General features: G+C 71.1%; 23 protein-coding genes. 15 read left to right on the top strand and 8 right to left on the bottom strand.

Going from position 1 to position 24,045, the window contains the following annotated elements; all coding sequences use genetic code 11:
- The first annotated feature begins 16 nt into the window (after positions 1-16).
- Positions 17-649 carry a class I SAM-dependent methyltransferase gene (locus ACH35V_RS11245; protein ID WP_395971818.1) on the top strand — a complete coding sequence of 211 codons (633 nt, stop codon included), beginning with the start codon at positions 17-19 and terminating at the stop codon, positions 647-649.
- 223 nt (positions 650-872) lie between these two features.
- Here the strand turns inward: ACH35V_RS11245 and ACH35V_RS11250 are convergent, their stop codons facing one another.
- Entirely contained in the window at positions 873-1,373 is a 501-nt protein-coding gene (locus ACH35V_RS11250) for a helix-turn-helix transcriptional regulator (protein ID WP_395971819.1), read from the bottom strand.
- Between the two features lie 230 nt (positions 1,374-1,603).
- Between ACH35V_RS11250 and ACH35V_RS11255 the strand changes: the two genes are divergently transcribed.
- The 8 genes from ACH35V_RS11255 (at position 1,604) to ACH35V_RS11290 (ending at position 12,582) form a co-directional block, all read left to right on the top strand.
- Positions 1,604-2,809 (top strand): hypothetical protein, encoded by a 1,206-nt coding sequence (locus ACH35V_RS11255; RefSeq protein WP_395971820.1) that lies wholly within the window; start codon positions 1,604-1,606, stop codon positions 2,807-2,809.
- Positions 2,806-5,319 carry a tetratricopeptide repeat protein gene (locus ACH35V_RS11260; protein ID WP_395971822.1) on the top strand — a complete coding sequence of 838 codons (2,514 nt, stop codon included), beginning with the start codon at positions 2,806-2,808 and terminating at the stop codon, positions 5,317-5,319. The genes ACH35V_RS11255 and ACH35V_RS11260 overlap by 4 nt, the downstream gene beginning before the upstream one ends.
- The gene (locus ACH35V_RS11265; RefSeq protein ID WP_395971824.1) at positions 5,316-6,584 is read left to right on the top strand and encodes a protein phosphatase 2C domain-containing protein; all 1,269 of its coding nucleotides are present in this window, start codon (positions 5,316-5,318) and stop codon (positions 6,582-6,584) included. Before ACH35V_RS11260 ends, ACH35V_RS11265 begins: the two co-directional genes overlap by 4 nt.
- Positions 6,581-7,918, top strand: coding sequence for a VWA domain-containing protein (locus tag ACH35V_RS11270; protein WP_395971825.1), 1,338 nt, complete (start codon positions 6,581-6,583; stop codon positions 7,916-7,918). Before ACH35V_RS11265 ends, ACH35V_RS11270 begins: the two co-directional genes overlap by 4 nt.
- Before the next feature lie 2 nt (positions 7,919-7,920).
- Complete coding sequence (locus ACH35V_RS11275; RefSeq protein WP_395971826.1) at positions 7,921-8,844, top strand: FHA domain-containing protein; 924 nt, start codon at positions 7,921-7,923, stop codon at positions 8,842-8,844.
- On the top strand, positions 8,841-10,364 hold the full coding sequence (locus ACH35V_RS11280) for a hypothetical protein (RefSeq protein ID WP_395971827.1): 1,524 nt from the start codon (positions 8,841-8,843) through the stop codon (positions 10,362-10,364). Before ACH35V_RS11275 ends, ACH35V_RS11280 begins: the two co-directional genes overlap by 4 nt.
- Positions 10,352-11,209 (top strand): glutamate ABC transporter substrate-binding protein, encoded by an 858-nt coding sequence (locus ACH35V_RS11285; RefSeq protein ID WP_395971828.1) that lies wholly within the window; start codon positions 10,352-10,354, stop codon positions 11,207-11,209. Before ACH35V_RS11280 ends, ACH35V_RS11285 begins: the two co-directional genes overlap by 13 nt.
- 173 nt (positions 11,210-11,382) lie before the next feature.
- A complete protein-coding gene (locus tag ACH35V_RS11290; RefSeq protein ID WP_395971829.1) occupies positions 11,383-12,582 on the top strand; it encodes a hypothetical protein in 1,200 nt (399 codons plus the stop codon).
- Positions 12,583-12,828: 246 nt separating this feature from the next.
- Here ACH35V_RS11290 and ACH35V_RS11295 read toward each other — a convergent pair whose 3' ends face one another.
- Positions 12,829-13,446: a hypothetical protein gene (locus tag ACH35V_RS11295; RefSeq protein ID WP_395971830.1), complete on the bottom strand. Its 618-nt coding sequence runs from the start codon at positions 13,444-13,446 to the stop codon at positions 12,829-12,831.
- Positions 13,447-13,687: 241 nt separating this feature from the next.
- Between ACH35V_RS11295 and ACH35V_RS11300 the strand changes: the two genes are divergently transcribed.
- From ACH35V_RS11300 to ACH35V_RS11310, 3 genes are all read left to right on the top strand, one after another.
- On the top strand, positions 13,688-14,206 hold the full coding sequence (locus tag ACH35V_RS11300; protein WP_395971831.1) for a PH domain-containing protein: 519 nt from the start codon (positions 13,688-13,690) through the stop codon (positions 14,204-14,206).
- A 793-nt stretch (positions 14,207-14,999) separates the two neighbouring features.
- The gene (locus ACH35V_RS11305; RefSeq protein ID WP_395971832.1) at positions 15,000-15,254 is read left to right on the top strand and encodes a DUF1778 domain-containing protein; all 255 of its coding nucleotides are present in this window, start codon (positions 15,000-15,002) and stop codon (positions 15,252-15,254) included.
- A 34-nt stretch (positions 15,255-15,288) separates the two neighbouring features.
- Positions 15,289-15,744: an NUDIX domain-containing protein gene (locus ACH35V_RS11310; protein ID WP_395971834.1), complete on the top strand. Its 456-nt coding sequence runs from the start codon at positions 15,289-15,291 to the stop codon at positions 15,742-15,744.
- On the opposite strand, the gene ACH35V_RS11315 is transcribed toward ACH35V_RS11310, so the two are convergent.
- Positions 15,711-16,130, bottom strand: coding sequence for an HIT family protein (locus ACH35V_RS11315; protein WP_395971835.1), 420 nt, complete (start codon positions 16,128-16,130; stop codon positions 15,711-15,713). The genes ACH35V_RS11310 and ACH35V_RS11315 overlap by 34 nt on opposite strands.
- A gap of 669 nt (positions 16,131-16,799) precedes the next feature.
- Here ACH35V_RS11315 and ACH35V_RS11320 point away from each other — a divergent pair.
- On the top strand, positions 16,800-17,513 hold the full coding sequence (locus ACH35V_RS11320) for an ATP-binding cassette domain-containing protein (RefSeq protein WP_395971837.1): 714 nt from the start codon (positions 16,800-16,802) through the stop codon (positions 17,511-17,513).
- Complete coding sequence (locus ACH35V_RS11325; RefSeq protein ID WP_395971838.1) at positions 17,510-18,199, top strand: hypothetical protein; 690 nt, start codon at positions 17,510-17,512, stop codon at positions 18,197-18,199. Before ACH35V_RS11320 ends, ACH35V_RS11325 begins: the two co-directional genes overlap by 4 nt.
- 210 nt (positions 18,200-18,409) lie before the next feature.
- On the opposite strand, the gene ACH35V_RS11330 is transcribed toward ACH35V_RS11325, so the two are convergent.
- From ACH35V_RS11330 to rlmN, 3 genes are all read right to left on the bottom strand, one after another.
- The gene (locus ACH35V_RS11330; protein WP_395971840.1) at positions 18,410-19,237 is read right to left on the bottom strand and encodes a YwqG family protein; all 828 of its coding nucleotides are present in this window, start codon (positions 19,235-19,237) and stop codon (positions 18,410-18,412) included.
- Between the two features lie 63 nt (positions 19,238-19,300).
- The gene (locus ACH35V_RS11335) at positions 19,301-19,807 is read right to left on the bottom strand and encodes a DivIVA domain-containing protein (protein ID WP_395971842.1); all 507 of its coding nucleotides are present in this window, start codon (positions 19,805-19,807) and stop codon (positions 19,301-19,303) included.
- Positions 19,808-19,873: 66 nt separating this feature from the next.
- The gene (gene rlmN, locus ACH35V_RS11340) at positions 19,874-21,013 is read right to left on the bottom strand and encodes a 23S rRNA (adenine(2503)-C(2))-methyltransferase RlmN (RefSeq protein WP_395972049.1); all 1,140 of its coding nucleotides are present in this window, start codon (positions 21,011-21,013) and stop codon (positions 19,874-19,876) included.
- Positions 21,014-21,125: 112 nt separating this feature from the next.
- Between rlmN and ACH35V_RS11345 the strand changes: the two genes are divergently transcribed.
- Entirely contained in the window at positions 21,126-22,271 is a 1,146-nt protein-coding gene (locus ACH35V_RS11345) for a suppressor of fused domain protein (protein WP_395971844.1), read from the top strand.
- Between the two features lie 41 nt (positions 22,272-22,312).
- Here the strand turns inward: ACH35V_RS11345 and ACH35V_RS11350 are convergent, their stop codons facing one another.
- Both ACH35V_RS11350 and frr read right to left on the bottom strand, forming a co-directional pair.
- Entirely contained in the window at positions 22,313-23,092 is a 780-nt protein-coding gene (locus ACH35V_RS11350) for a phosphatidate cytidylyltransferase (RefSeq protein ID WP_395972051.1), read from the bottom strand.
- 395 nt (positions 23,093-23,487) lie between these two features.
- The gene (gene frr, locus ACH35V_RS11355; protein ID WP_395971846.1) at positions 23,488-24,045 is read right to left on the bottom strand and encodes a ribosome recycling factor; all 558 of its coding nucleotides are present in this window, start codon (positions 24,043-24,045) and stop codon (positions 23,488-23,490) included.

Consider the following 24,045-nt stretch of genomic DNA (forward strand, 5'->3'; position numbering starts at 1 on the left):
GTGCCAGAATCCCCCCATGCTGGACGACGCCGCGCTGGAAAACTCCCCGGTGGTCGCCAACAACCTCATGAACCGCGAGCGGACGCTCTCCGCCTACTCCCGCGAACTGGGCATGGACGTCCTCGCCGAGGTCGGCGCCGGCCGCTGGCTCGACCTGTGCTGCGGCACGGCCCGCGCCCTGACCGAGGCCACCGCCCATCTTCCGGAAGGCGCCGAGATCGTAGGCGTCGACCTGGTGGACCACTTCGTTCCCAACGCGTTCCAAGGCCCGTTGCGGCTGATCACCGACTCGGTCGCGACCTGGGAGCCGGACGGCCCGTCCGACCTGATCACCTGCGTGCACGGCCTCCACTACATCGGCGACAAACTCGGCCTCCTCACCCGCGCCGCCTCATGGCTGACAGAGAACGGCCTGCTGATCGCCAACTTCGACACGCGAAGCATCCGGCTCCCCGACGGCACCCCGTCCGGCCGCCGGCTGACGGCCGCCCTGCGCCGAGCAGGCTTCATTTACGACTCCCGGCGCCACCGCGTCTCCCTGCGCGGCCGCCGAAAGATCGAACTCCCCTACCGCTACATCGGCGCCGACGACGGAGCCGGCCCGAACTACACGGGCCAGCCCGCCGTCAACAGCTTCTACAGCACGTGATGCCAGTGCCTTAGACGAGCCACACCAACCCAACCCGAGGTGGGACCTCAGCCGGGTTCACGGGTCGTGCCGCCGCAGGCGCCCGGCGCCGGAGGTCGCACGGCCCGCCGAGCCGGGCGACCGCAGCGCCACGATCACAAACCCGCACGGTCACGGAGACCCGCACCGTGGCGTGAGGATCGCCCGGCTCGTGACGGGGGTTCCAGGGGGTCGCCCCCCTGGGTTAAGAAGCCTTGCGCTTCTGGAAGGGGAGGTAGCGGTCGGCGCGGCGGGGGCGGGCGAGGAGGCCGGTGGACTCTACGGCGAGGATGCGGTCGAAGCGGAAGGCGCGGACGCCGCGGCGCATGCGGCACCAGCCGACGAGGTACCAGTGGTCGCGGTGGACGAGGCAGGTGACGGGCTCGACCTCGCGGATCGTGACGTTGGCGCCGGCGTCGCCGTAGCAGAGCCGGACGACGCGGTGCTCGGTGATGGCGGCGGCGATCACGCGGGCGCGGTCGGACGTGGAGGCGTCGAGGGGCTTGGTGAGGGTGGCGAGCGTGGTGGTGACCACGTCGTCGTGGGGGGCGGCGTCGAGGAGGGTGTGCAGGGCGCGGCGCGCGGTGGTGGCCTGCGGGCCGGCGCCGAGGTGCGCGAGCGAGAGCGCGAGAGCGGCGATCTCCGCCGCGGTGAGCGGGGCGGTCGCGGTGGGCGCGGACTGAGGATGCGTCGCAACGTTCGCCATGGTTCGATCATACGTTCGAACACTGACATTTTGGAGGGCCGGGGACGCTCGGATCGAGTCACATGACTCACCTCGGCACCGCGGACGACGATGATCGGCATCGCGGTTGAGAAGGCGACCTTCGATGGTGAAAACTTGGGCACCAAAACGTGCTCTATGTGGGGGAATCGGGGCGAACATGGGCCGACCGTGGACCGGCGTTGAGTGACGCGCGGGTGGGCCGGCCCCCGATGGGCCGAGACGAGGCGGACCGCGCCTTGGCGCGGCTCCGCGACGAGCGGGAGCGCATAAGCGCCGCGCTGCTCGAACTGGAGGCCCACCAGGGCTACCAGTTGCTGGAAGGGGCGGCGCTGGACGGGGAGACGCGGCGCGTGCAGTCCGAGGTGCGTGCGGGCCTGGCTTCGCTGTGGGCCCTCTTCGACGTGTACGGACGGGTGCTCGGCGCGGCCGAGGAGCTGCGGGCCCGTCATGCCAAGCCGGGGCAGACGCAGCTGAAGGAGCTCACCTGGCTCCTCGCGGGCCCGTCGGTGGAGCTTCCGGTCGAGGAGGTGCCGCTGGAGCGGCGGACGCTGCTGTCCGTCCCGTCCGGCGAGAAGCTGACCCTGCGGGCGGCGGTCGAGCGGATGACGCCGCTGTACGAGGAGGCCGCGCGGGCGGTCGCGGCGCTGGACGCGGTCTGGTCGGCGCTGCTGTCGCGGCTCGCCGAGGTGGAGGCGGAGCGTCGGGCCGCGGAAGAGTTGCTGGAGTCCTTGGGTGGAGTCGAGCCGGAGCTCGACCGGCTCCGCGCGGATCTCGCCGCCGTCGCCGCCGTGGTGCGGAGCGACCCGATGGCGCTGGCGCGGGACGGCCACGCCGACACCGGGCGGCTGGACGCGATCCGGACGGGCCTCGCCGAAGTGCGCCGCGGCCTGGAGGAGGCGGAGCGGCTGCGGGACGGGTTCGCCGACCGGCTCCGCGCCGTCGCCGCCGTCCTGGACCGGCTGCGCGGGACGGAGGCGGAGGCCCGCCGGGTCCGCGACGAGGTCCTGGCCAAGATCGTCAAGCCGACGCTGCCGGACCTGCCCGAGGCGTCCGGCGCGCTGGCCGACCGGCTCGCCGCGGTCGCGCGGCCGGCGCAGGGCGCCGGCTGGAGCGATCTCGCGGCTCGGGTCGCGGACCTGGAGCGGGCGGCGAACGACGCGCTGGAACGGGCGCGGGAGGCCACGGGCGTCGTCCGCGGCCTGCTGGACCGGCGCGAGGAGCTGCGCGGGCGGCTGGAGGGGTACCGCGTGAAGGCTGCGAGACTCGGCCACGCCGAGGACACCGAGCTGGCACGGATCTACGAGCAGGCCCGCGAGCTGCTGTGGACGTCCCCCTGCGATCTGCGAAAGGCGACCGTGACTCTGTCGGGATACCAGCAGGCCATCAACGCGCGGGCGAAGGGAGTGGAACGATGAGCCAGTGCACGGAGCCGGGCTGTACCGGGACCATTGACGGCGGATACTGCGTACTGTGCGGCGTGGCAGCCCCGTCCGGCCCGTCCGTCCCGCCGCCCGGCGCGTCCGGTCCACCGGTCGGCGCGTCCGGTCCACCGGCCGGCTCGTCCGGGCCACCGCCCGCGCCGAACGCCTGCGCGCAGCCCGGCTGCACGGGGACGATCTCGGACGGCTACTGCGACGTCTGCGGCAACCCACCGGCAAGCCCGGCGAGCGCCCCTGGCGTGCCGGCTCCCCGGACGCCCGCCGCGCTGCCGCCCGACGCGTGCCGGATGCCGAGCTGCACCGGGACGATCATGGACGGCTACTGCGACGTGTGCGGCTCCCCGCCCGCCCACACCACGCTCACCGCGCGGGCGGGAACGTCCGGCGGCACGAGCACGGGCGGCACCGTCGGGAGCACGCGGACGGGCAGCACCCGCACCGGGTCGGCGCGCTCGTCCGCGCGCCGGGGCATGCTCGGCGCGGGGCTGGTCGAGGTGCCGCGCGTCCCGTACCGGGACCCGTCCACGGCGGTGATGAGCAACCCGGAGGTCGCGGAGGGCAAGCGCTTCTGCAGCAACTGCGACGAGCCGGTCGGCCGGGGACGGAGCGGGCGGCCGGGCCGCACCGAGGGGTTCTGCCCGAAGTGCGGGAGCAGGTTCTCGTTCACGCCGAAGCTCCGTCCGGGCGACCTGCTCGGCGGGCAGTACGACGTGCTCGGCTGCCTCGCGCACGGCGGCCTCGGCTGGATCTACCTGGCCAAGGACAGGAACGTCAGCGACCGCTGGGTGGTCCTCAAGGGCCTGCTGGACAGCGGCGACGCGGACGCGATGGCGGCCGCGGCGGCCGAGCGCGCGTTCCTCGCGGAGGTCGAGCACCCCAACATCGTCAAGATCTACAACTTCGTCCAGCACGACGGCGACGGCTACATCGTCATGGAGTACGTCGGCGGCCAGTCGCTCAAGGACATCCTCCTCCAGCAGCCGCAGCCGTCCGGCGAGAAGCACCTCCCGCTCGCGCAGGCCATCGCGTACGGGCTGGAGGTGCTGCGCGCGCTCGAGTACCTGCACGCGCAGGGCCTGATCTACTGCGACTTCAAGCCGGACAACGTGATCCAGTCCGAGGAGCAGCTCCGGCTGATCGACCTCGGCGGCGTCCGGCGGCTGGACGATCCCGGCGGCGCGATCTACGGCACGGTCGGCTACCAGGCGCCGGAGATCGCCGACGACGGGCCGTCCGTCTCGTCCGACCTGTACACGGTCGGGCGGGCGCTGGCCGTGCTGAGCTTCCCGTTCCGCGGCTTCACGAGGAATTTCACGAACTCGCTGCCGGAGCGTTCGCAGGTCCCCGTGCTGCAGCGGTTCGAGTCGTTCGACCGCTTCCTGCGCCGGGCGACGCACCACGACCCGGCGCAGCGGTTCCAGGACGCGGCGGAGATGGCGGAGCAGCTCACCGGCGTGCTGCGCGAGGTGCTGGCCGCCGAGGACGGCGTGCCGCGTCCGGCGCCGTCCGGGCTGTTCGGTCCTGAGCGGTTCGCGACCCGGATGGCGGGCGGCGAGTCGGAGGAGTCGGCGCTGCCGCCCGTCCCGCCGGAGGTGGCCGCGGCGGCGCTGCCGGTGCCGCTGGCGGACAGGTCCGACCCCGCCGCCGGGTTCGTCTCGGGACTCGGCGCGCTGGAGCCCGAGCAGGTCGTGGAGGCGGCGAAGAACGCGCCCGAGCGCACGCCCGAGGTCAGGCTGGCGCTGGCCCGCGTGCAGATCGAGCTGGGCGCGGCGGCGGAGGCGCAGGCGCTGCTGGACGAGCTGGACGCCGAACGTCCCGGCGACTGGCGGGTCAACTGGTACCGCGCCGTCAATCTCCTCGCGCAGGGCCGGGTGGCCGAGGCCGAGCCCTGGTTCGACCACCTGTACGGGCTGATACCGGGCGAGCCGGCGCCCAAGCTGGCGCTCGCCTACTGCCGTGAACGGACGGCGCCGCACGAGGCCGTCCGCCTGTACGACATGGTGTGGCGCACGGACCAGAGCTACATCAACGCCGCGTTCGGCCTGGCCCGCGTGCATCTGGCGGCGGGCGACCGGGCCGCCGCCGTCGCCGCGCTGGACTCGGTGCCGAAGATCTCGATCCGGTTCCTGCCCGCGCAGGTGGCCGCGGTGGCGACCGCGGTGCGCGGGCGGGCGCCCGTGGAGCTCACGGCGGCCGAGCTCGTCGCGGCCGGCGACCGCCTCACCGCCCTCGACCTGGACGGGGAGCGCCGCGACCGGCTCGCCGCCGAGGTGCTGGAGGCCGCGCTGGACTGGCTCCTGGACGGGCCGGGCGCGGCGGGCGGGGCGCGGGGCGGGTCCGTCCTCGGCACCCCGCTCGCGGAGCCGCAGCTGCGCCGCCTGCTGGAGGCGACGTACCGCGAGCTGGCCCGCCGCACCCGGGACCGGGACGAATGCCGGCGGCTCGTCGACTCCGCGAACGCCGTCCGCCCGAGGACGCTGCTGTGACCGGCGACCAGCACGCGGCGAAGGCCGCGGAGCCGTCCTGCCCGGCGTGCGGCGAGATCGTGTACGCGGGCGAGGTCTTCTGCGAGGAGTGCGGGCACCGCCTCGCCGACGCCCCGCCCGCCGAACCGCCCCCGCGCCCGGACGCGACGATCAAGCAGAGCTCGCAGCCGGCGCGCCGTCCGGCGTCCGCGGGCCCCTGCACGGGCTGTAGCGGGACGGCGATCGACGCGGACGGCTACTGCGAATCTTGTGGCCTCCGCCAGCCTGCCGAACGCGACCACATCGAGTTCGAGATCCCGGCGTCCGGAGCCGGAGCCGGAGCCGGGGCGGGGAACGGGACACGGCCGGTGGTCGCGGCGGGCGCGAGCGACCGCGGACGCCGGTACAGCCGCAACGAGGACGCGATCGCCATCGCCGTCCACTCCGCCGGGGTCGCGGCCGTCGTGTCGGACGGCGTCGGCTCGTCGCAGCGTCCAGACGACGCGTCGCGCGCGGCCGCCGAGACGGGCGCCGCCGAGCTGGTGGCGCGGCTCGACTCCGGTGAGGACCCCGAGGCCGCCACCCGCGCCGCGGCGGTGCAGGCGGCCGCGGCCGTCGCCGCGCTGGCCACGTCCCCGGCGGACGCGCCGTCGTGCACCTACGTGTCCGCGGTGACGCGCGGCACGGCGGTCACGGTCGGCTGGATCGGCGACAGCCGCGCCTACTGGCTGTCGGCGGACGGCGCCGTCGAGCCCGGCGAAGGCGAAGCCCCCGACCCCGGCGAGCAGGTCCCGGACGAGCAGGTCCCGGACGAGGAGGTCAGCACCGGCGACATGGCCGAGCTCGGCCCGTCCCGCCGCCTCACCGACGACGACTCCTGGGCCGCGTTCATGGTGGCCGAGGGCTCGCTGACCGAAGCTGAGGCGGAGGCGCATCCGAACGCGCACGTCATCACGGCCTGGCTCGGCGCGGACGCCGGGGAGGTCAGCCCGCACGTCGCGTCGTTCCGTCCGGCGGGCCCCGGCACGCTGCTGGTCTGCAGCGACGGCCTGTGGAACTACTTCCCGGCCGCAGGCGACCTCGCGGCGCTCCTCGCCGCCCCCGGCGGCGCGGGGCACGACCCGGCGGCCGATCCGCTGGGCGCCGCGCGGACGCTGGTCCGCCACGCCCTCGACGCGGGCGGCCGCGACAACATCACGGTCGCCGTCATCCCGCTTCCGTCCCCCGCCGCCCCGCAGAGCCGCATCCACGAGAGCACGACGCAGAGCACGGAGCAGCCCCGATGAGCGAGCAGCCGCAATTCACCGTCAAGATCGACCAGAACAAGTTCCTGCCCGAGGGCGGCCGCGAGGTGCACGCCATCGTGTCCGTGGAGGCGACGGCCGCGGAGGGGGCCGTCGCGGCCCCGCCGTCCACCAGAGCGTCCGAGGTCATCATCATCGACACCTCGGGATCGATGTCCTATCCCGACACGAAGCTGCGCGCGGCGGTCAAGGCCGCGAAGGTCGCGATCGACACGCTGCGCGACGGCGTCGAGTTCGCGGTGATCTCCGGCTCCAACACGGCCTCGATGGTCTTCCCGGCGCAGCCCGGCCTGGTCGCCGCGACGCCGCAGACCCGGGAGCAGGCCAAGGTGGCGCTGAACAAGCTGAAGGCGTCCGGCGGCACCGCGATCGGCTCGTGGCTGCGGCTCGCCGACGAGCTGTTCGACAAGGTGCAGGGCGGCCTCCGGCACGCGATCCTGCTGACCGACGGCAAGAACCAGCACGAGACGGCCGAGGAGCTCGACGCGGTCCTGTTCCGCTGCGACGGCCGGTTCGTGTGCGACTGCCGCGGCGTCGGCACCGACTGGGAGGTCGCCGAGCTGCGCAAGATCGCGTCCGCGCTGCTCGGCAGCGTCGACATCGTCGCCGACCCGGCCGGTCTTGAGGCCGACTTCCGGGCGATGACCGAGGCGGCGATGGGCAAGTCCGTCGCCGACGTCGCGCTGCGCGTGTGGACGCCGCAGACGGCGACGCTGCGGTTCGTCAAGCAGGTCCTCCCGTCGGTGGAGGACCTGACCGGCAAGCGCGTCGAGGCCGGGCCGCAGGCCGCCGACTATCCGCTCGGCGCGTGGGGCGCCGAGAGCCGCGACTACCACGTCTGCGTGGAGGTGCCGCCCGGCGACGTCGGGAAGGAGCTGCGCGCGGCGTGGGTGAAGCTCGTCGTCCCGGGCGCGCCCGGCGAGGAGGCGCAGGTCCTGGCGAGCGGGAACGTCCTGGCGCAGTGGACGGACGACGAGGCGCGGTCCACCAGGATCAACGCGCGGGTCGCGCACTACACCGGGCAGGCCGAGCTCGCCACCGCCATCCAGGAAGGTCTGCAGGCCCGCAAGGACGGCGACCTGGACACCGCGACCGCGCGCCTCGGCCGGGCCGTGGTGCTGGCGAACGAGGCCGGCAACGACGAGATCACCTCGATGCTGCGCCGGGTCGTGGACGTCGTCGACGAGGCGACCGGCACCGTCCGGCTGAGGCGCGATGTCGACAAGGCCCACGAGATGGAGCTCGACACCCGCTCCAGCAAGACCGTCCGGACGCGCAAGGACGAGACCGTCACCACCCGCCGGGGCGAGGGCTGAGCATGGCGAGCTGCCCCAACGGACACACCTCGCAGGCGTCCGACTACTGCGACGTCTGCGGCGAGCGCATCGGCGCGTCCTCCCCCGCCTCCCCGTCCGGCGGTGGCACGGGCGCGTCGTCGGGCGGCGGGACGGGCGCGCCGTCCGGTCCGCAGAGCACCGCGGCCCTGCAGTCCCCGCAGAGCGGACGCGGTCAGGGCGGCGGCCCGACGCCGTGCCCCGACTGCGGGACGCCCGGCAGCGACCGTTTCTGCGAGGCGTGCGGCTACGACTTCGCCACCGGCGGCGGCAAGCCCACGCCGCGGACCGCCCCGGCGACCTCGTCCCGCCCCACACCCCCTCCTCCGGCTCCGCCAACGCCAACTCCAACGCCGACTCCGACTCCGACTCCGACTCCGCCGACCACGGAGCAACCGACCACGGAGCCGCCGGCGCCACCAGGACCTCCGGCACCGGAGCAGCGGCCGTCCGGATCGCGGCCGTCCGGATCAGGGCCTGCGACGACCGAGTCCCCGGCCTGGACGGCGGTCGTGACGGCCGACCGCGACTACTACAACACGGTCCTCGCCGAAGAGGGCCCCGACTCGGCGACGCTCACGTTCCCGCCCTACGCGCCCGAACGGCGGATCGCGCTCGCCGGGCGGGAGATCCGCATCGGACGGCGCAGCTCGGCGCAGCCGTCCCCGCCCGAGATCGACCTGCGCGAGCCGCCCGAGGACCCCGGCATCTCGCACGTCCACGCGGTCCTGCTGGCCAAGCCGGACGGCACGTGGACGCTCGTCGACCCGGGTTCCACCAACGGGACCTGCATGAACGGGTCCCTGGACCCGATTCCGAACAACGTGGAGGTCCCGGTGGCCGAGGGCGACCGGATCCACGTGGGCGCGTGGACCACCATCACGCTCATCCGAGGCGAGGCGACATGACGGCCGTTCAGCAGGCTCCCGACGCGGGACAGACCGCGGCCCCCTCCCCGGCCGCGCGGCCGGGCCCGCCCGCGCGGCGGAGCCCGGCGGGAGGGCTGCGGCGCACGCCCGAAAGGCCCCCGACCGGCGTCGCGCGGCTGGTGCCCCGCACCGCCTCCGCCCGCATCCGGACGCTGACGGCGCTGGCCGCCGTCCTGCTCGTGGCGCTGCTGGGCGTGTCCTGGTGGGCGATCGCGAACGCCCGCGAGGGCGTCCGGGTGATCGGGCAGGACGCGGGCCCGCAGGTCGTCGCGACCGGCGACCTGTACTTCCAGCTCACCGACATGGACGCGCAGCTCGCGAACGCGCTGCTGATCGGCGGCGCGGCGGGCGGCGGCCGCGACCAGGCCCTCGCCCGCTACAACGACAACCGGCAGAAGGCGGGCAACGCCCTGCTCAAGGCCGCGAAGCTCGCCGACGAGCGGACCGAGGACAACACCGCCCGCGACGTCCTGGACGCGCTCGGCCGCTACGAGCGGCTCGCCGGGCAGGCGCTGCTGCTCGACCAGCAGTCCGGGCACGCGTCCGGGCCGCCGTCGCAGCAGGTCATCGAGCTGTACCGGCAGGCGACCGACCTGATGAAGCTGGACCTGCTGCCCAAGGCGTACAACCTGACGCTCGACAACGGCACCCTCGTCCGGCACACGTACGAGGAAAAGCGCTCGGCCGTCCTCACGGGCCGGACCTGGATCCTCGTCACGGGCCTGGCGCTGCTCGCCGTCCTCGTCGCGTTCCAGCTGTTCCTGGCCGCACGCTTCCGCCGCCTCCTGAACATTCCGCTGGCGGCGGCCACGCTCGGCACCTTCGTCCTGGTCGTGTCGGGCACCGCGATGCTGTCCGGGCAGGCGGACCATCTCCGCAAGGCCAAGGAGGAGGGCTTCGACTCGATGCTGGCCCTTTCCCGGACGCGCGCCATCAGCAACAGCGCCGCCGCCGACGAGACCCGCTTCCTCCTCGACCCAGGACGGGCGGACGCCTACGAGCAGGTCTACCTGAGCAAATCGCAGACCGTCCTCTATCTGAAGGCCGGGAATCTGACGGAGTACAACACGGCCGTCCAAAAGGATCTGTCGTTCGAGCCGGGACGCGCGCCGTTCCTCGGCTTCCTCGGCACGGAGGCCAACCGGCCCACCGAGTCGGACGAGCGGCAGGCCCAGATGGTCGCCGCGCTGAACAAGATCCTCAAGGACTACCAGCAGGTCCAGTCGAACGACCGGCAGATGCGGACCCTCGTCCACGGCGGCAAGCGGGACCAGGCCGTCGCCGCGCGCGGCGCCTCCGCCGCGGACTTCACCGAGTACGACCGGTCGCTGCAGGCGCTGGCCCGCATCCACCAGGAGTCGTTCGACGAGGCCGTGAAGGACGGCGACGGCGGGACGAGCGGCTGGTACGCCGTCCTGCCGATCGCGGGGATCGTCATCGCGCTGCTCGTGCTCATCGGCGTCCGCCCCCGCCTGGCGGAGTACCGGTGGTCGAAGTGAGGCCGCGGCCCCGCGGTCGCGCGGCGACGGCCCTGCTGGCCGCGGCGCTCCTGACGGCGGGCACGGCGTGCGGCATCGCGGACGCCGGCGAGAACTCCGTCGCCGTCAAGGACACGCTCGTCATCGGCGTCAACGCCGACCAGCCGGGCGTCGGCGAGCGCACCGGCGGCACGTTCCAGGGCTTCGACATCGACTTCGCGAAGGAGATCGCCGAACGGCTCGGCGTCCCCGCCGCGAACGTGACGTTCAAGCAGGTCGGCTACGCGACGCGCGAGAAGCTCGTGCAGGACGGCGACGTCGACCTCGTCGTCGCCAGCTACTCCGTCACCCCGGAACGCAAGGTGAAGGTGTCGTTCGCGGGCCCGTACTACGTCGCCCACCAGGACGTTCTCATCCGCGCGTCCGACGCCGGCAAGATCCGGGACATCCACGACCTGAAGGGGCGGCGGCTCTGCAGGGTGCCCGGCTCGGTGTCGTTCCCGCGCGTCCACGACGAGCAGGGCGTCCCGGCGCTGCCCGTCGAGGCGCAGGGCTACGCGCAGTGCCTCGCCGACCTGACGGCCGGCAGGCTGGACGCGGTGTCGACCGACGACCTGATCCTCGCCGGCCTCGCCGCGAAGGCGTCCGGCGGCGGCCACGCCCTCCGGATCGTGAACGCCCCGTTCACGGACGAGCCGTACGGCGTCGGCATCCGGAAGGCCGACGTGGCGGGCTGCGAGGCGGTCAACAAGGCGATCACCGAGATGTACCAGGACGGCGCCGCCGTCGAACTGCTGAAGAAATGGTTCGCCCCCGTCGGACTAAAGGTCACCACCACGGTGCCGCAATTCGAGGGCTGTGTCTGAATTCAGTGACCGAGAGCGAAACAGCGGTCACGGAATGGCGCGAAAAGGACAGGTGAGACCGGCCGGCCACTGAGATCAGTCGGTTACGTAAGTGCCGGTCGGCGCGCGTGATCGTAAGTTATGGTCGCGATCAAAACCCGGTCCGGTCATCACCGTCACGTCCGAGGAGTGCCATGACGACGGTCGTCCTGGTGGTGCTGTGCTTTGTTGTGGGGGCGCTCGAACTCTACGCGGGCAAGCAGAGCCGGGACCAGGCGAGCGCCTTCTCCCGCCGGATCGAGGAGCTGAACGACCAGGTCACGAAGCAGAACAACGTCCTGGTCACGGTGGGCGAGCAGCTCACCGCCGAGCTGTCGCGGGTCAAGCAGGACGTGCTGCCCGCGCTCGACTCCCGGCTCCGGCAGAACACCGGGCAGGTGGAGGAGCTGGCGGGCCTCGTCCACCAGGCCGACGACTTCCTCCGGACCCAGGCCGGACGCCTGCGCGACCTTGAGCAGCAGCGGATCACCCTCGCCGCGCTGCGCCGCAAGCTGACCGAGGTGGAGACGTCCGTGCGCGCCGTCACCCGCACGGGCGGCGGCCCGGCCGACGGCAGGGTCGAGGTCGCCCTCGACCGCCTCGCCGACCTGGAACGCGGCGGCGCGGAGATGCTGGACCTCCAGCGCACCCTCACCCGGACCCTCGAGGACGTCGAGGACGTCGTCGCCGAACTGCTCCAGTTCACCGAGGGCGAGCTGGACGACACCGTCACGGCCGCGCTCACCGGCCGTCCGCGCTCCCACGGCGAGGCCGTCACCGCCACCGGCCGCCTCTGGACCCGCGACGAGCAACTCGACGACATCCTCGTCGAGATGTACGAGCGGTGCGTGCGGTCGAGCCGCCTGAACGTCCGCTTCCGCACGGCCGAGGGCCCCAACGGCGACGTCCCCGGCGCCCCGGAGCGGCGCCGCTACTTCCTCGGCGGCCAGGCCCCCGAGGACCTCGCAGGCGCGTTCAGCGCACTCCTGATCTCGACCGGCGCCGACCTCCCGACGAACGGCGCGTCCGCCCCCGGCGCCGAGGCCAGACGCGGCCTCGCCCGCGTCGAACCCGGCGTCCCGCCCGGCGTCGAGCCCACACGCCCGCCCGAGGACGAGGCCGCCCTCAAATCCCTCCTCCGGACGCTCTCGGAAAGCTCGGGCGCCGTCGCCCAGATAGGCCCCCTCATGGCCGTCCGGACACGCGACGAACTCCTGTGCGCCGTCCTGACCGCCGCCCAGTCCCTGGAACTGGAAAGCGACGAGGTCTTCTGGGACCCAGTCGCCGCAACCCTCCGCCTACGCCGCCTCCCGTCCCACCAACTATGGGACCTAACCGACTGGTCCACCCCCTAAGCGGCGCTCCGCAAACCAATGCGCCCCAAGCCAACACCCCACAAGGCAACGCTCCCTGCCACGACGCTCGGTGGGCAGCCCTCCGTAAGCCAGCGCTCCATGAGAGACCGCTCCCTGACGCAGCACTCCCTGAAGCGAAGCGTCGCAAGGCGACACCCTTTAAGTCGACACGCCCTGACGCGGCACCCCGGGGCGGCGCTCCGTGACACGACGCTCCGTTAGGCGAGGTGTCGTAAGGCAGCGCCCTCAAATCGACGCGTCGTGATGCGGCGCTCCGTGGGGCGGTGTTCTGTGGGGCGGCGTAGCCCCGTTCGGCGTGGTGCTGGTCGGTAGGGTGCCGTAGGCGCGGACGGTTCGTTCCGACCGGTCGCCGATGCGTGCGTACAAGGGGCACGTCACGGCGCGCGTCACCGGGTCGACCTCCACGCACAGCCCGATCCCGGCGGCCCGGTCGAGGAACACCGCGTTCTCCACCGCCCGCGCGCCGCGCACCGCGTACGGGACGGAGTCGGCGTCGCCCGTGTCGAAGAGTTCCTCGAAGGTCAGTCTCCGCGCGAACCGGATGAGCGCGTCCGCGTCCACCACCCGGCTGCCGATCGCCGCCGCCGGACCGGCGACGACGATGCCGAAGCTCGGGTTCTCCCGTCCTCGCACATAGATCTCCCGGTCCGGCTCCAGCCCTTTGCGCCGGTCGGGGATCTGGACGCCGAACCCCGCGTCGCCGTTCACGTACGCCGGGGGCCCGAACCCGTCCGCCGCCCCGTCCCGGACGCGCAGCGCACCCGCCGGCATCTCCCAGCCCGGCAGGTACACGCCGAGGCCCCGCAACAGCAGCCGCCAGATCGGACGCCTCGTGACCTCCACCGCGAACTCACCCCGCCGTCCCGGCCCCGGCCTCGGCCCCGGCACCCGCCCGTCGGCGTCTGCCGCCCGCCCGTGCCGTCCGTCCCGACCCGCCCCAGGCTCCCGAACGCCCTCCATGACGACCATCATCAGCCGCCGTCCTCCCACCGGCAAGGGCCTCGTCTGTTACCGCCCGGACTCTGCGCCCGCGCCACCGCGTCGGCTACCGTTGAACCACCCGGATCATGACGAGGACGCCGCCGTGAATCTGCAGGACATGATGGTGCAACACGACAGCTCGTCGCGCACCGTCGACAAATACCTGATGTCCCACGAGGGACGGGTCATCGCGGTCCGGCGCCACCCCGCCGTCCTGCTCCTCCCCGTCGCGATCGTCGTCGCGGGGCTCGTCGCGTGCGGCGCGATCAGCGCGGTCATCGGCCTCACCTGGATCTGGTGGCTGTGGCTGGTCGCCATCGCCTACCTGGTCTGGAAGGTCATCGCCTGGTCGGTGGAGTTCTTCCTGGTCACCGAGCACCGGGTGATGGTGATCAACGGCGTGCTCAACCGGAACGTCGCGATGATGCCGCTGGCCAAGGTTACGGACATCGCACTGAACCGCTCCATGGCCGGACGGATCCTCGGGTACGGCGAGTTCGTGATGGAGTCCGCGGGCCAGAAGCAGGCGCTCCGCAATGTCGGCTTCATGCCGTACCCGGAGCAGCTCTACCTGGAGGTCTCGTCCGTCATCTTCGGCACCATCGACGAATCCCCCGACTAGAGCCGGTCGCGCGCCGTCCAACGCACTATGTGCCGTATCCGAAGCGGTCGGGGTGCGGAGCCAGAGTCCGCGACGTCCGGCATCGCGGCCGGGATGGGCGATCTCTCGCGGCGGGCCAGTGCGGTGACCCGTAGCGAAACGGCCCCGGCGGGAGCGGGACAACTTTGGAACGCGCCGCGCCGGCCGTGTCCGCTCGGTCTCCTCGCCAGGTGCCAAGCCCAGCGCGCAGGAGGTCGAGCATGACGTCAGCACCGAGTCGCGTGGCCACGACACCCGACGCCGGTATGGCCCACCGCGTAGGCGAGCAACTCCCCGCCACGCGGCAACGCACCCAAAGCTCCTAGATAGCGACGTCAGCACGCCACCGGCTTCGCCGACCCGCCCGTGCTCAGCCTCACCCACCCGCTCAAGCCGACCTGCCCCACCCGCCCAAGCTGGCCTAACCCCCGGTTCATGCTCGGGCTCACCCACCGGCTGATGATCGACATCAATTGCGAACGCGACCGGGAGCAGATCGCCGACCGCGACCAAATCGACTACGTCCGCCGACTCATTCGAAATCCTCCTTGAACTCGCATCAGGACGGCTCCCGGCACCTCGAACTCATCGGCCGTATCCGCGCCGTCCCGGGCATCGTCTCCACGGAAAGCTTTGTCCAACACAAACCGCGTGAACAGACCCACTCCCAGTGCGCCCCGCCTCCTCGACACCTAAACGATTCTCATTCTCAATGAGGATGGCCTCGCGACACCTCGCGGCGTACTTTTAGATGCCGCAAGGAAGGAGACCGGCCATGTCTGAGTCGGTTCGCCAGAACCTTCCCGCCCCCGACGACCCCATCACCGTCCACCCCTCCCCAGACCAGCTCCTCGTGATTCGCAAAGCGGCCGAACTGATCGGCTGGACGGTCACCGACTTCGTTCTGTCCGCCGCCCTGGACAGGGCCGAACGCGACCTCTACGAACACGCCGCCGCCTTAGAGGCGGCCACGCCCGCCGAAACAGACCCGACAGCGCCCTACACGGCTCTCCTCCTAGCCTTGACCTGAGAAACTCCGCCGCCGACCGTCCGTGGAGCGCCCAATGGACGTCCCTTCGGCGCGAGACCAGCGAGGCAACACCCTTACGGCCTTCCTCCCGTCCGCCGCCACCCCAGTGGACGCGCCCGGCACCTGCTCCTGGTCTTCGATCGCCACCGCCGCCAGTGGCAACTGCCGTCCGGGCGGCCGGATCGACCCTGGTGAAACACCTCGACAGGCAGCAGTCCGCGAACCGCACGAGGAAAAGCGGCCTCCACATCCCCACCCTCGCTCTCGCCGGATACGGACGCTTCAACCTGAGCGACACACCCCACGACGAATACGCAGCGCTCTGCACCGCCCGCGTGACCACCCGCCACACAACCTTCGTCCCCAACGAAGAGATCGAGGCAATCCGCTGGTGGGACTCAACCGCCCCCACCTCCCACGACGCCCAGATCCTCGACACGACCCTGGCCCTGCAAGTCAGATGAGCCCCTCGGACAACCGTGCGGCATAAGCCGCCGCCTCCTCCTCAGATGCGTATTTCTGCCGCGGCCAGAAGAAGCCGCGAAGCCCGTCCTTCCGATTACGCGGAACTATATGAACATGCAGATGCGGGACGCTCTGACTGACCCGGTTGTTCATCGCCACGAACGACCCGGCCGCGCCGAGCACCGACTCCATCACTCCCGCGAGACGCTGCGCATGCCCGAAGAACGGCCCGAGGAACTCACTCGGCAGATCGGTGAGCGTCTCATAATGAGCCCGAGGCACCAGCAACGTGTGCCCCTTGAACAACGGCCGCGCATCAAGAAACGCCAGCACATCCGGCATATCCATCACAACATGCGCACTCCGCTCCCCCTTAACGATCTCGCAGAACAAACAAGTCTGCCCAGCCATCCCGACCACTCTCCTCCGTCCAGCCCCCAGGGACCCCACACATATCACCCCAAGCCCACATGCCCCCCACACATGACACCCTCCCTCCCACCGCCGAGAGCCACCTTGCCGCTCCTCGCAACTGCACACGCTCCGCGTTTTATCAGGCCTCCCAGCCGCCCTACCCGTCCAGATTCCCGTCGCCGGCCCGTCCGGCATCCTCGCGGCGGGACGGCTGTCATGCGTCCTCGCCTCCGTTCCGCGCCTTCTCCCACCCGGCAACCTTGGGCATCGCGATACATGTTGCGCACCCACCCCACACCCCGAGGGACACTCACACTCCTCGAGCCTGGTCGCCCCACCCGCACGCTCCGAGCGTCCCGTCCCACCCCCATTCCTCAGGCACCCCGGTCCAGGTCTCCGGCGCATTCGGCGTCCTCGTACCTGCGCCTTTCGGCATCCGCCGGTCACAGCCCCCGGTCCGGGGCTCGTCTGGCCATCCCTGTGCACCCTCCGCCCCCTGGGCACCCCCTCACCTTCGCCGCTCATCGGGTATTGCCGCTCATCGGTATTGCCGCTCAGGTCCGGCGCTCGTCAAGCGCACCCCGTCTTCGTCCCGGTCTTGGGCATCGTCGGCCGTCTGCTGGGCTAACGCGGTTCTTACGGGCGGGGCGTTACTGTGCGGGTTTCATGCGGTTGGAAGGTGTGGCCTTTCGTTATCGCCGAAGGGATCCCTGGGTGCTCAGGGATGTCACCCTTTCGCTGCTCCCCGGCAGTGTGACCGAGGTGACGGGGCGCAACGGTGCGGGGAAGTCCACGCTTCTGCGCGTGATCGCCGGTTTGCGCGGCCCACACAAAGGCATCGTCAAGGATCGGCCCAGCCGTGTCGGGTACGCCCCCGAACGCTTCCCGGTGGATCAGCCGTTCACTGTCCGCGGCTACCTGGGCCATATGGCCGCGATACGCCGCGTTTCGGCGGAGTCCGTCGGGACGTGGGCGGAGCGGCTCGGTTTTGATCACCTCCTTGATGTGCGGCTGCCCGAATTGTCGAAAGGCAGTGCGCAGAAAGTCGGCCTCGCGCAGGCGCTCATGGACGACCCCGGCCTCCTCATCCTGGACGAGCCGTTCGCCGGCCTCGACGCGGCCATGCGTGCGGCCCTGCCCAGCCTGATCTCCGAGCGCACGGCCGAGGGGGCCATCGTGGTCGTCAGCGACCATCAGCGCTGCATCGAGGCCCTCTCCGGCATCGACCGGCTGCGCGTAGCCGACAGGACGGTGACCAGCCTCCCGTCCGAGAAGGCCGACTGGACCCTTCTTGAGGTCGAGGTCCCCGAGGACGACGCCGACACCGTGGAGACCAAGCTGCGAGCGGACGGCTACCGGGTGCGAAGGCCGAAGCCGTGATCGCCCTCATCAGGTTCCAGGTTGCGGGGTACGTCCGTTCGCTGCGCGTCCTTCACCCGCTGATCGTCGTGGCGCTGGTCGTGGTGCTGGTCCTCGTCCAGGGACCCAGCGGACCGGAAGCCACCGACCTCGCCGTCGCGACGTTCGGAGACGTGGCGGCGTTCATGTTCCCGGTATGGGCGTGGGCGGCGCGCGCCCTCCTCGACACACAGCCGGACGAGCAGCGCGCCCTGACAGCCACCGCAGCCCGCCGCCACTCCAGGCCCACCTACGCGGGACTCCTCTCGGCCTACGGCGTGAACGTCTGTCTGGGCGTTGTCGCATTGGCCGTTCCTCTCGTTCAGGCGTTTCAAGTCGGTGCACCCGGGCGGGCGATCTTGGCAGGCTGTGCTCTGAACCTCCTCGTCGCCGTGCCCGGAACGCTGCTCGGCGCATGGACGAGCCGAGCGCTGATCCCGGACCCGGGCGTTTCGCTGCTCGCCCTACTGAGTGCGGCCACCGCGCTTGCGCTCCTCGACATCGGACGGCTTTCCTGGCTATCCGTTCCGATGATCGAGTGGCTCCGTATCGCACACGATGGCGCGGACGAGTTCACCGCTCATTTTCCGTCCGTCGCCCTCCACCTCGCTCTCTGGTCCGCCGTCGTCGGAACCGCCTACATCGTCCTGGCGCGTCGCCGCCCGTGAGCCCAGAGGAGGCGTCCCCACAAGGAGGCGGCCCTGAAGCGGAGCGTCCAGACAGACCCGGACGTTGACCGTTCAGAACGGACGGCCCACGGCCAATCCGCCCCAACGCCCTTTCGACCCCGGTTGGGACGGACGGCTCGATACGCGAATCGATGGCCGTCCGCGCGACGACGGGGACATTCGGCTTCGCGCTGATGCGTGTGGTCGGGCCTAGGCGGCTTGGAGGGTCAGCCACGATCGCTCCAGAGGGTCGTTGGGACGAGCGCAGAAGTAGATGCGGCCGGGGTCGCCCCAGTACCAGCCGAGGCGCTCGTCGGAGTCGAGTTGGAGCAGGAGGCGCCACTCCTCCACGGCCCGTTGCTCGTCCGGGGACAGCGGAGGAGGGCGGAGGGAGTCCAAAGGACGGCCCGTTGAGGCGTACAGGACGTCTGGGCCGATCGGACGTTGGACGAGCGCCGGCCACCCGCCGAGCTGATGTGCAGGCGACTCGTCCGGCGATGCGTGCTGCGACCAGACGGCGTGCAGTTGCTCGTAGACCGTCAGGAAGCCGCTGTGCGTGGCCTCCAAGCGGCGCATGGAGATCTCCTGAGGTGAGGGCAGGGAGAGGAACGGGGCGGCGCTCAGCCGGGTCTGGGGATAGGCCGATGCGCCAGACGGCGGGACGGTCTCCTTGAGGTCACCGGTGTAGATCCGCCAGCCGTCCTGCTGCGCCGCCTCATCGCCCCACGGCCGGGGCGTCTCGCTGGCGTAGTAGAACGCGGCCCTCCCGGAGGAGGGCAGGCCGGGGATGTCGCCGAAGTGGGCAAGGTCGGCGAAGTCGATCGCGCCGAGGAAGTCGAGGGGGCGTCCGTTCCACTGCGGCCAGGTCTCGTCCGGCGGCAGCAGCGGAGCGCCGCCGAGGCGGACGGGTGCCTCGCCGTCGGCGCCCAGCCTCAGTGCGGGCCTGGCCAGGGGCATCAAGGCGGCCGTGATCTCGGGGGGCAGGAAGACGGCGAGGAGCGAGCGGAGCCGCCGGTACTGAGCCGCGAAATGATCCATGCACGTAGCGTTACGCAGCCCCGCCGCGGCGCGCACCGTCCGACGAAAATGTGGATAACTTCGTCAGCGGCGTTCGAGGGCGCCCGCGAGCTGCACCAGGAAGCGGTCGACCTCCTGCTCGTCGTAGCCGGGTCCCAGCCGGACGACGCGGAACGCGCTCTCCCGCACGTCCCGGGCGGACACCGGCGGGGCGACTCCGCGCAGGCCGGCGATCACGCGGTCGAGGAACGCGTCCACGTCGCGGACGTCGTATCCCGAGCGCAGGCCCGCGCCCGAGAAGCGGGCGCTCTGGATCCAGTTGACCAGCCAGGCGGGCTGCACGCGCGCACGGCCGGGCCTGTCGGCGATCGGTCCCCTTGCTTGGAGTTCCATGATGCATTCGCGTACCAGGCGGTCCACGGCATGGGGTTCGTAGCCGCGCAGGACGACGTCGAACCGGGTCTTGCGCACATCCTCCGCCGACATGGGCGGCCCGCCGTTCAGCGCCTGCGAGACCCGTTTCAGCAGGCCGTCCACCTGCTTCCTGTCATAGCCGCGCAAGACCACCGGCAGCCGCGCACCCGTTCCCACCGCGCACCTGCTCCTCAACCGTGTCCCGCGCCCGCGCGCGGCGCCAGGGACACGCCTGCGGAACGCTCAGTCCTTGGTCGACGCGGCCAGCTGGCCGCAAGCCCCGTCGATCTCCCTGCCCCGAGTGTCGCGCACCGTGACCGGGATCCCGTGGGCCTCCAGCCGCCGGACGAACTCGCGCTCGTCCTGGGGCCGCGACGCGGTCCACTTGGAACCCGGCGTTGGGTTCAACGGGATCAGATTGACGTGTACGAGATTCCCGCGCAAGAGCCTGCCGAGAAGATCGGCCCGCCAGGCCTGGTCGTTGACGTCCTTGATGAGGGCGTACTCGATCGAGACGCGCCGTCCGCTGCGGTCGGCGTAGGCCCAGGCCGCGTCCAGCACCTCGGCGACCTTCCACCGGTTGTTGACGGGCACGAGCTCGTCGCGGAGCTCGTCATCGGGTGCGTGCAAGGACACAGCGAGCCGCACGGACATGTCCTCGGCGGCAAGCTTCTCTATGGCCGGGACGAGGCCGACAGTCGAAACGGTGACCGCGCGCTGGGAGATGCCCAGGCCGGCGGGCGCCGGGTCTGTGATGCGCCGTACCGCGCCCAGCACCGCCTTGTAGTTGGCCAAGGGCTCGCCCATGCCCATGAAGACGATGTTGGAGACGCGGCCCGGTCCGCCTGGGATGCGCCCGCGAGCCAGTGCGCGCGCGCCGGCGGCGACCTGTTCGACTATCTCGGCGGTGGAAAGGTTGCGTGTGAGCCCCGCCTGGCCCGTCGCACAGAACGGGCAGTTCATCCCGCACCCTGCCTGGGACGAGACGCACATCGTGGCCCGGTCGGTGTACCGCATCAGCACCGACTCGAACAACACGCCGTCGAACGCCTTCCAGACGGTCTTCAGCGTCGTTCCGTCGTCACAGTCCATCTCGCGCAAAGGGGTGAGCAGCGTGGGCAGCAGTTCGGCCACAAGCCGCTCTCGGACGGCGGCGGGCAGATCCGTCATCTTCGCCGGGTCGTCCACCAGGCGGGCGAAGTAGTGCCGCGACAGCTGATCTGCCCGGAACGGCTTCTCACCCAGCTCGACGACCGCCTCGCGGCGTTCCGCAGAGGTGAGGTCGGCGAGATGCCTGGGCGGCTTACCGCGCCTAGGAGCGGCGAAGACGAGCTTCGCCGGGGTCTTCTTGGGCGCGGTACCGGCGACGGGCTGGGTAGACATGATGCTTCCAGTGTCGCAAACACCTGCCTGTGCCTCGTCCTTCTGCGGACAGCGTCTTACGTGCCTCGCGACATTCCTGCACATGACCTTGTGTGCGACTAAGGTCTCGATCATGTCGGTTTTGCGCAGGGGCACCGCCTCGTCCGGGGGATCCAAGGCCACGGTCGTCCACGCCGCGGTCAGCCCGTACGGCAGCCGGCGGCTCACCATCGAGACCGACGGCGACGTCACCGCGGCGTACCTCAAGGACGCGCGGGACTCGGTGGTCGGCGCGGTGTGGGTCGCGAACCATCGCAAGGCTCCCTCCGATCTCGACCGGTCCCGGTTGGAGGCCGGTCGCGCGCCCCTCCTGCCCGGGTCCCACGTACGGCATCCGGGGGGTCGCGCAGCCTTGGACGCCGGGGGCCTGGAGGTGGTGTGGTTCGAGGAGGGCGACGGCGTGGCCGTCCTCGAAGCGGGCGACCCGCTGTTCGTGGTCCCCGGCTGGTCCGACATGGGACGCGGCATCCCCGGATACGCGCGAGACGCCACGCGACAGAGCCCGTTCGCCTTCCCGCTGGACGACGAGATCGAGGACTTCGGGCCACGGATCGACCAGGCGCGCGAGCACTGGAAGATGTGCCGCGCCGACGGCTCCTGGGCGGAGTTCCAGCAGTCGGTGCTCGGGCACCTGCTGCAGCGGCTCGGGCCTGGGGGCCACTACTGGCACGACGTAGGACGGCAGCTTGGAAACGGGCGGACGGGCATGGCCCCTACAGTGGGCGTCTCAGAACGTCCTGCACGGGGCGACCGGGAGTTCACCGTCCTGAGCACGGTCGGAATGTGCCGCCAACGCATGCCCACGGTCGAACTGTACGAGGACGACGTCGCCCCCTACGGACGGATAGAACTGGCCGTAGGGAGCACCCTGCCAAGCCAGCGGGCAGGCAGCATCTTCCCCTGGCTGGCGCAATACCCGTGGCGGTCGGTGACGTGGTTCGCGCCCGGAGACGTCGTCAAGTGGTACCACGAGGCACACACGTTCCCACTGCGCAGTGGCGAGTCGGCCTGGGAGGGCGTGCTTCTCCTGGACGACCCCAGCCGCCTGGCCGGTCCCGAGTCCCCCGACCTGAGCGGACTGACGCTGAACGGCGATCCCGTGCGGTGGCTGTGGCTCGTGCCCCTGACCGGCGAGGAACACCGCTACGCCAAGAACGAGGGCTCAGACGCGCTCGTCCGGCGCCTGGCCCAACAGCGGCGCTCCTGGGTCGTCTCCTAGTCGCTCCTGGGCCGTCTCCCTAGCCGCTCCTGGAGCGGCTGCTAGCTCGGGACGAACAGTTCCAGGAGCAACCACACGACGGGGGCCGTCACCACCAGGGAGTCCAGGCGGTCCATCACACCGCCGTGCCCTGGAAGGATCGTTCCCAAATCCTTGATGCCGAGGTCACGCTTCATCATCGACTCGACGAGATCGCCCGCGGTCGCGGTGACCACGACGGCGAGGCCCACCAGGACGCCCTGCCAGATCCGGCCGCCGTCCAGCAGCCACCACACCAGCCAGCCGCCGACGAGCATGCACATGAGCGCGGAGCCGGTGAACCCCTCCCAGGTCTTCTTGGGGCTGATCGTGGGCGCCAGCTTGTGCTTGCCGAGGAACGATCCCGCGAAGAAGCCACCGGTATCGCTGGCGACTGTGGTGGCGATGAAGATGACGATTCGGTGGTCGCCGTCGTCCGGGCGCATGAGCAGCGCAACGATCCCGCCCACCAGCACCAGATATCCGGTCACGAGTGCCCCGGCGGACACGTCGCGTACGTAGCCGTCCGCGCCCTCGGTCATCCGCGTCATCAGCAGGGCGAGCATCGTGAGTGACACTGCCGCGACCGTGGCCGTGGGTCCCCACACGTAGGCCACGACCGGTGCGCCCACCATGCCCGTCGCGACCGGAATGAACGGGACGTTGATGTCCCGGCTGCTGAACGCCTCCGTCAGCTCCCGCATGCCGATGAAGAGGAACACGATCATCACGGCAAGGAAGATCTCCTTGACCGTGTAGAGAGAGAGCAGGACCAGGGAGCCGAGCGCTAGACCGACGCCGATCGCGAGGGGAAGATTGCGGCCCGTCCTGGGCTGACGCTTACCCTCGGACGTCCCAGAGGCCCCATCGGCAGAAGACTCATCGTTAGAAGACCCACCGTTAGAAGACCCGTCCGCAGGAGGCCCTTCTGCGGAAGACCCGCCCCCGGAAGCGCCATTCGCAGAGTTTCCGTCTGCGGAAGACGCGCCTCCGAAGGCCGTGGCCCCAGTAGACGAGTCCTCTGAAGACACTTCCTTGGACGTACCGTCAGACAGGGGCGCATGTGCGCGCGCGCCTGCGGCAGGTGTGGCGCCGGAAGACGGAGTGCCCTCGGTCGAGGTGTCCGGTGTCGGCCCGGCCATGTCGGCCTCCGGCTCGTCCGGGGAGCGCGAGGGCTCCCCGGCGTCGTCGAGTCGCATCAGACTTCGAGCAGTTCGGCCTTCTTGTGCTCGAGCAGCTCGTCGATCTGCGCCACGTAGCGGTGCGTGGTGTCGTCGAGTTCCTTCTCGGCACGCCGGACCTCGTCCTCCCCCGCCTCGCCGTCCTTGGCGAGCTTGTCGAGGGCGTCCTTGGCGCGGCGGCGGACGTTGCGGATGGAGACCCGGCTCTCCTCGGCCTTGTGGCCCGCGACCTTGATGAACTCCCTGCGCCGCTCCTCCGACAGGTCGGGGAAGACGACCCGGATGACGTTGCCGTCGTTGGTGGGGTTCACGCCGAGGTCGCTGTCGCGGATCGCCCTCTCCACCGCCTGCATGGACGACTTGTCGAAGACCTGGACGATGACCATCCGCGGCTCCGGGAGCGTGAACGACGCGAGCTGGTTGATCGGCGTCGGCGTCCCGTAGTACTCAGCGGTGATCTTGTTGAACATCGCGGGGGTGACCCGGCCGGTGCGGATGGCCTGGAAGTCCTCCTTGGCGACCGCGACCGCCTTCTCCATCTTCTCCTCTGCTTCGAGGAGGGTCTCGTCGATCAC

It is taken from the genome of Actinomadura sp. 1N219 (assembly GCF_044326405.1).
Taxonomy (GTDB): domain Bacteria; phylum Actinomycetota; class Actinomycetes; order Streptosporangiales; family Streptosporangiaceae; genus Spirillospora.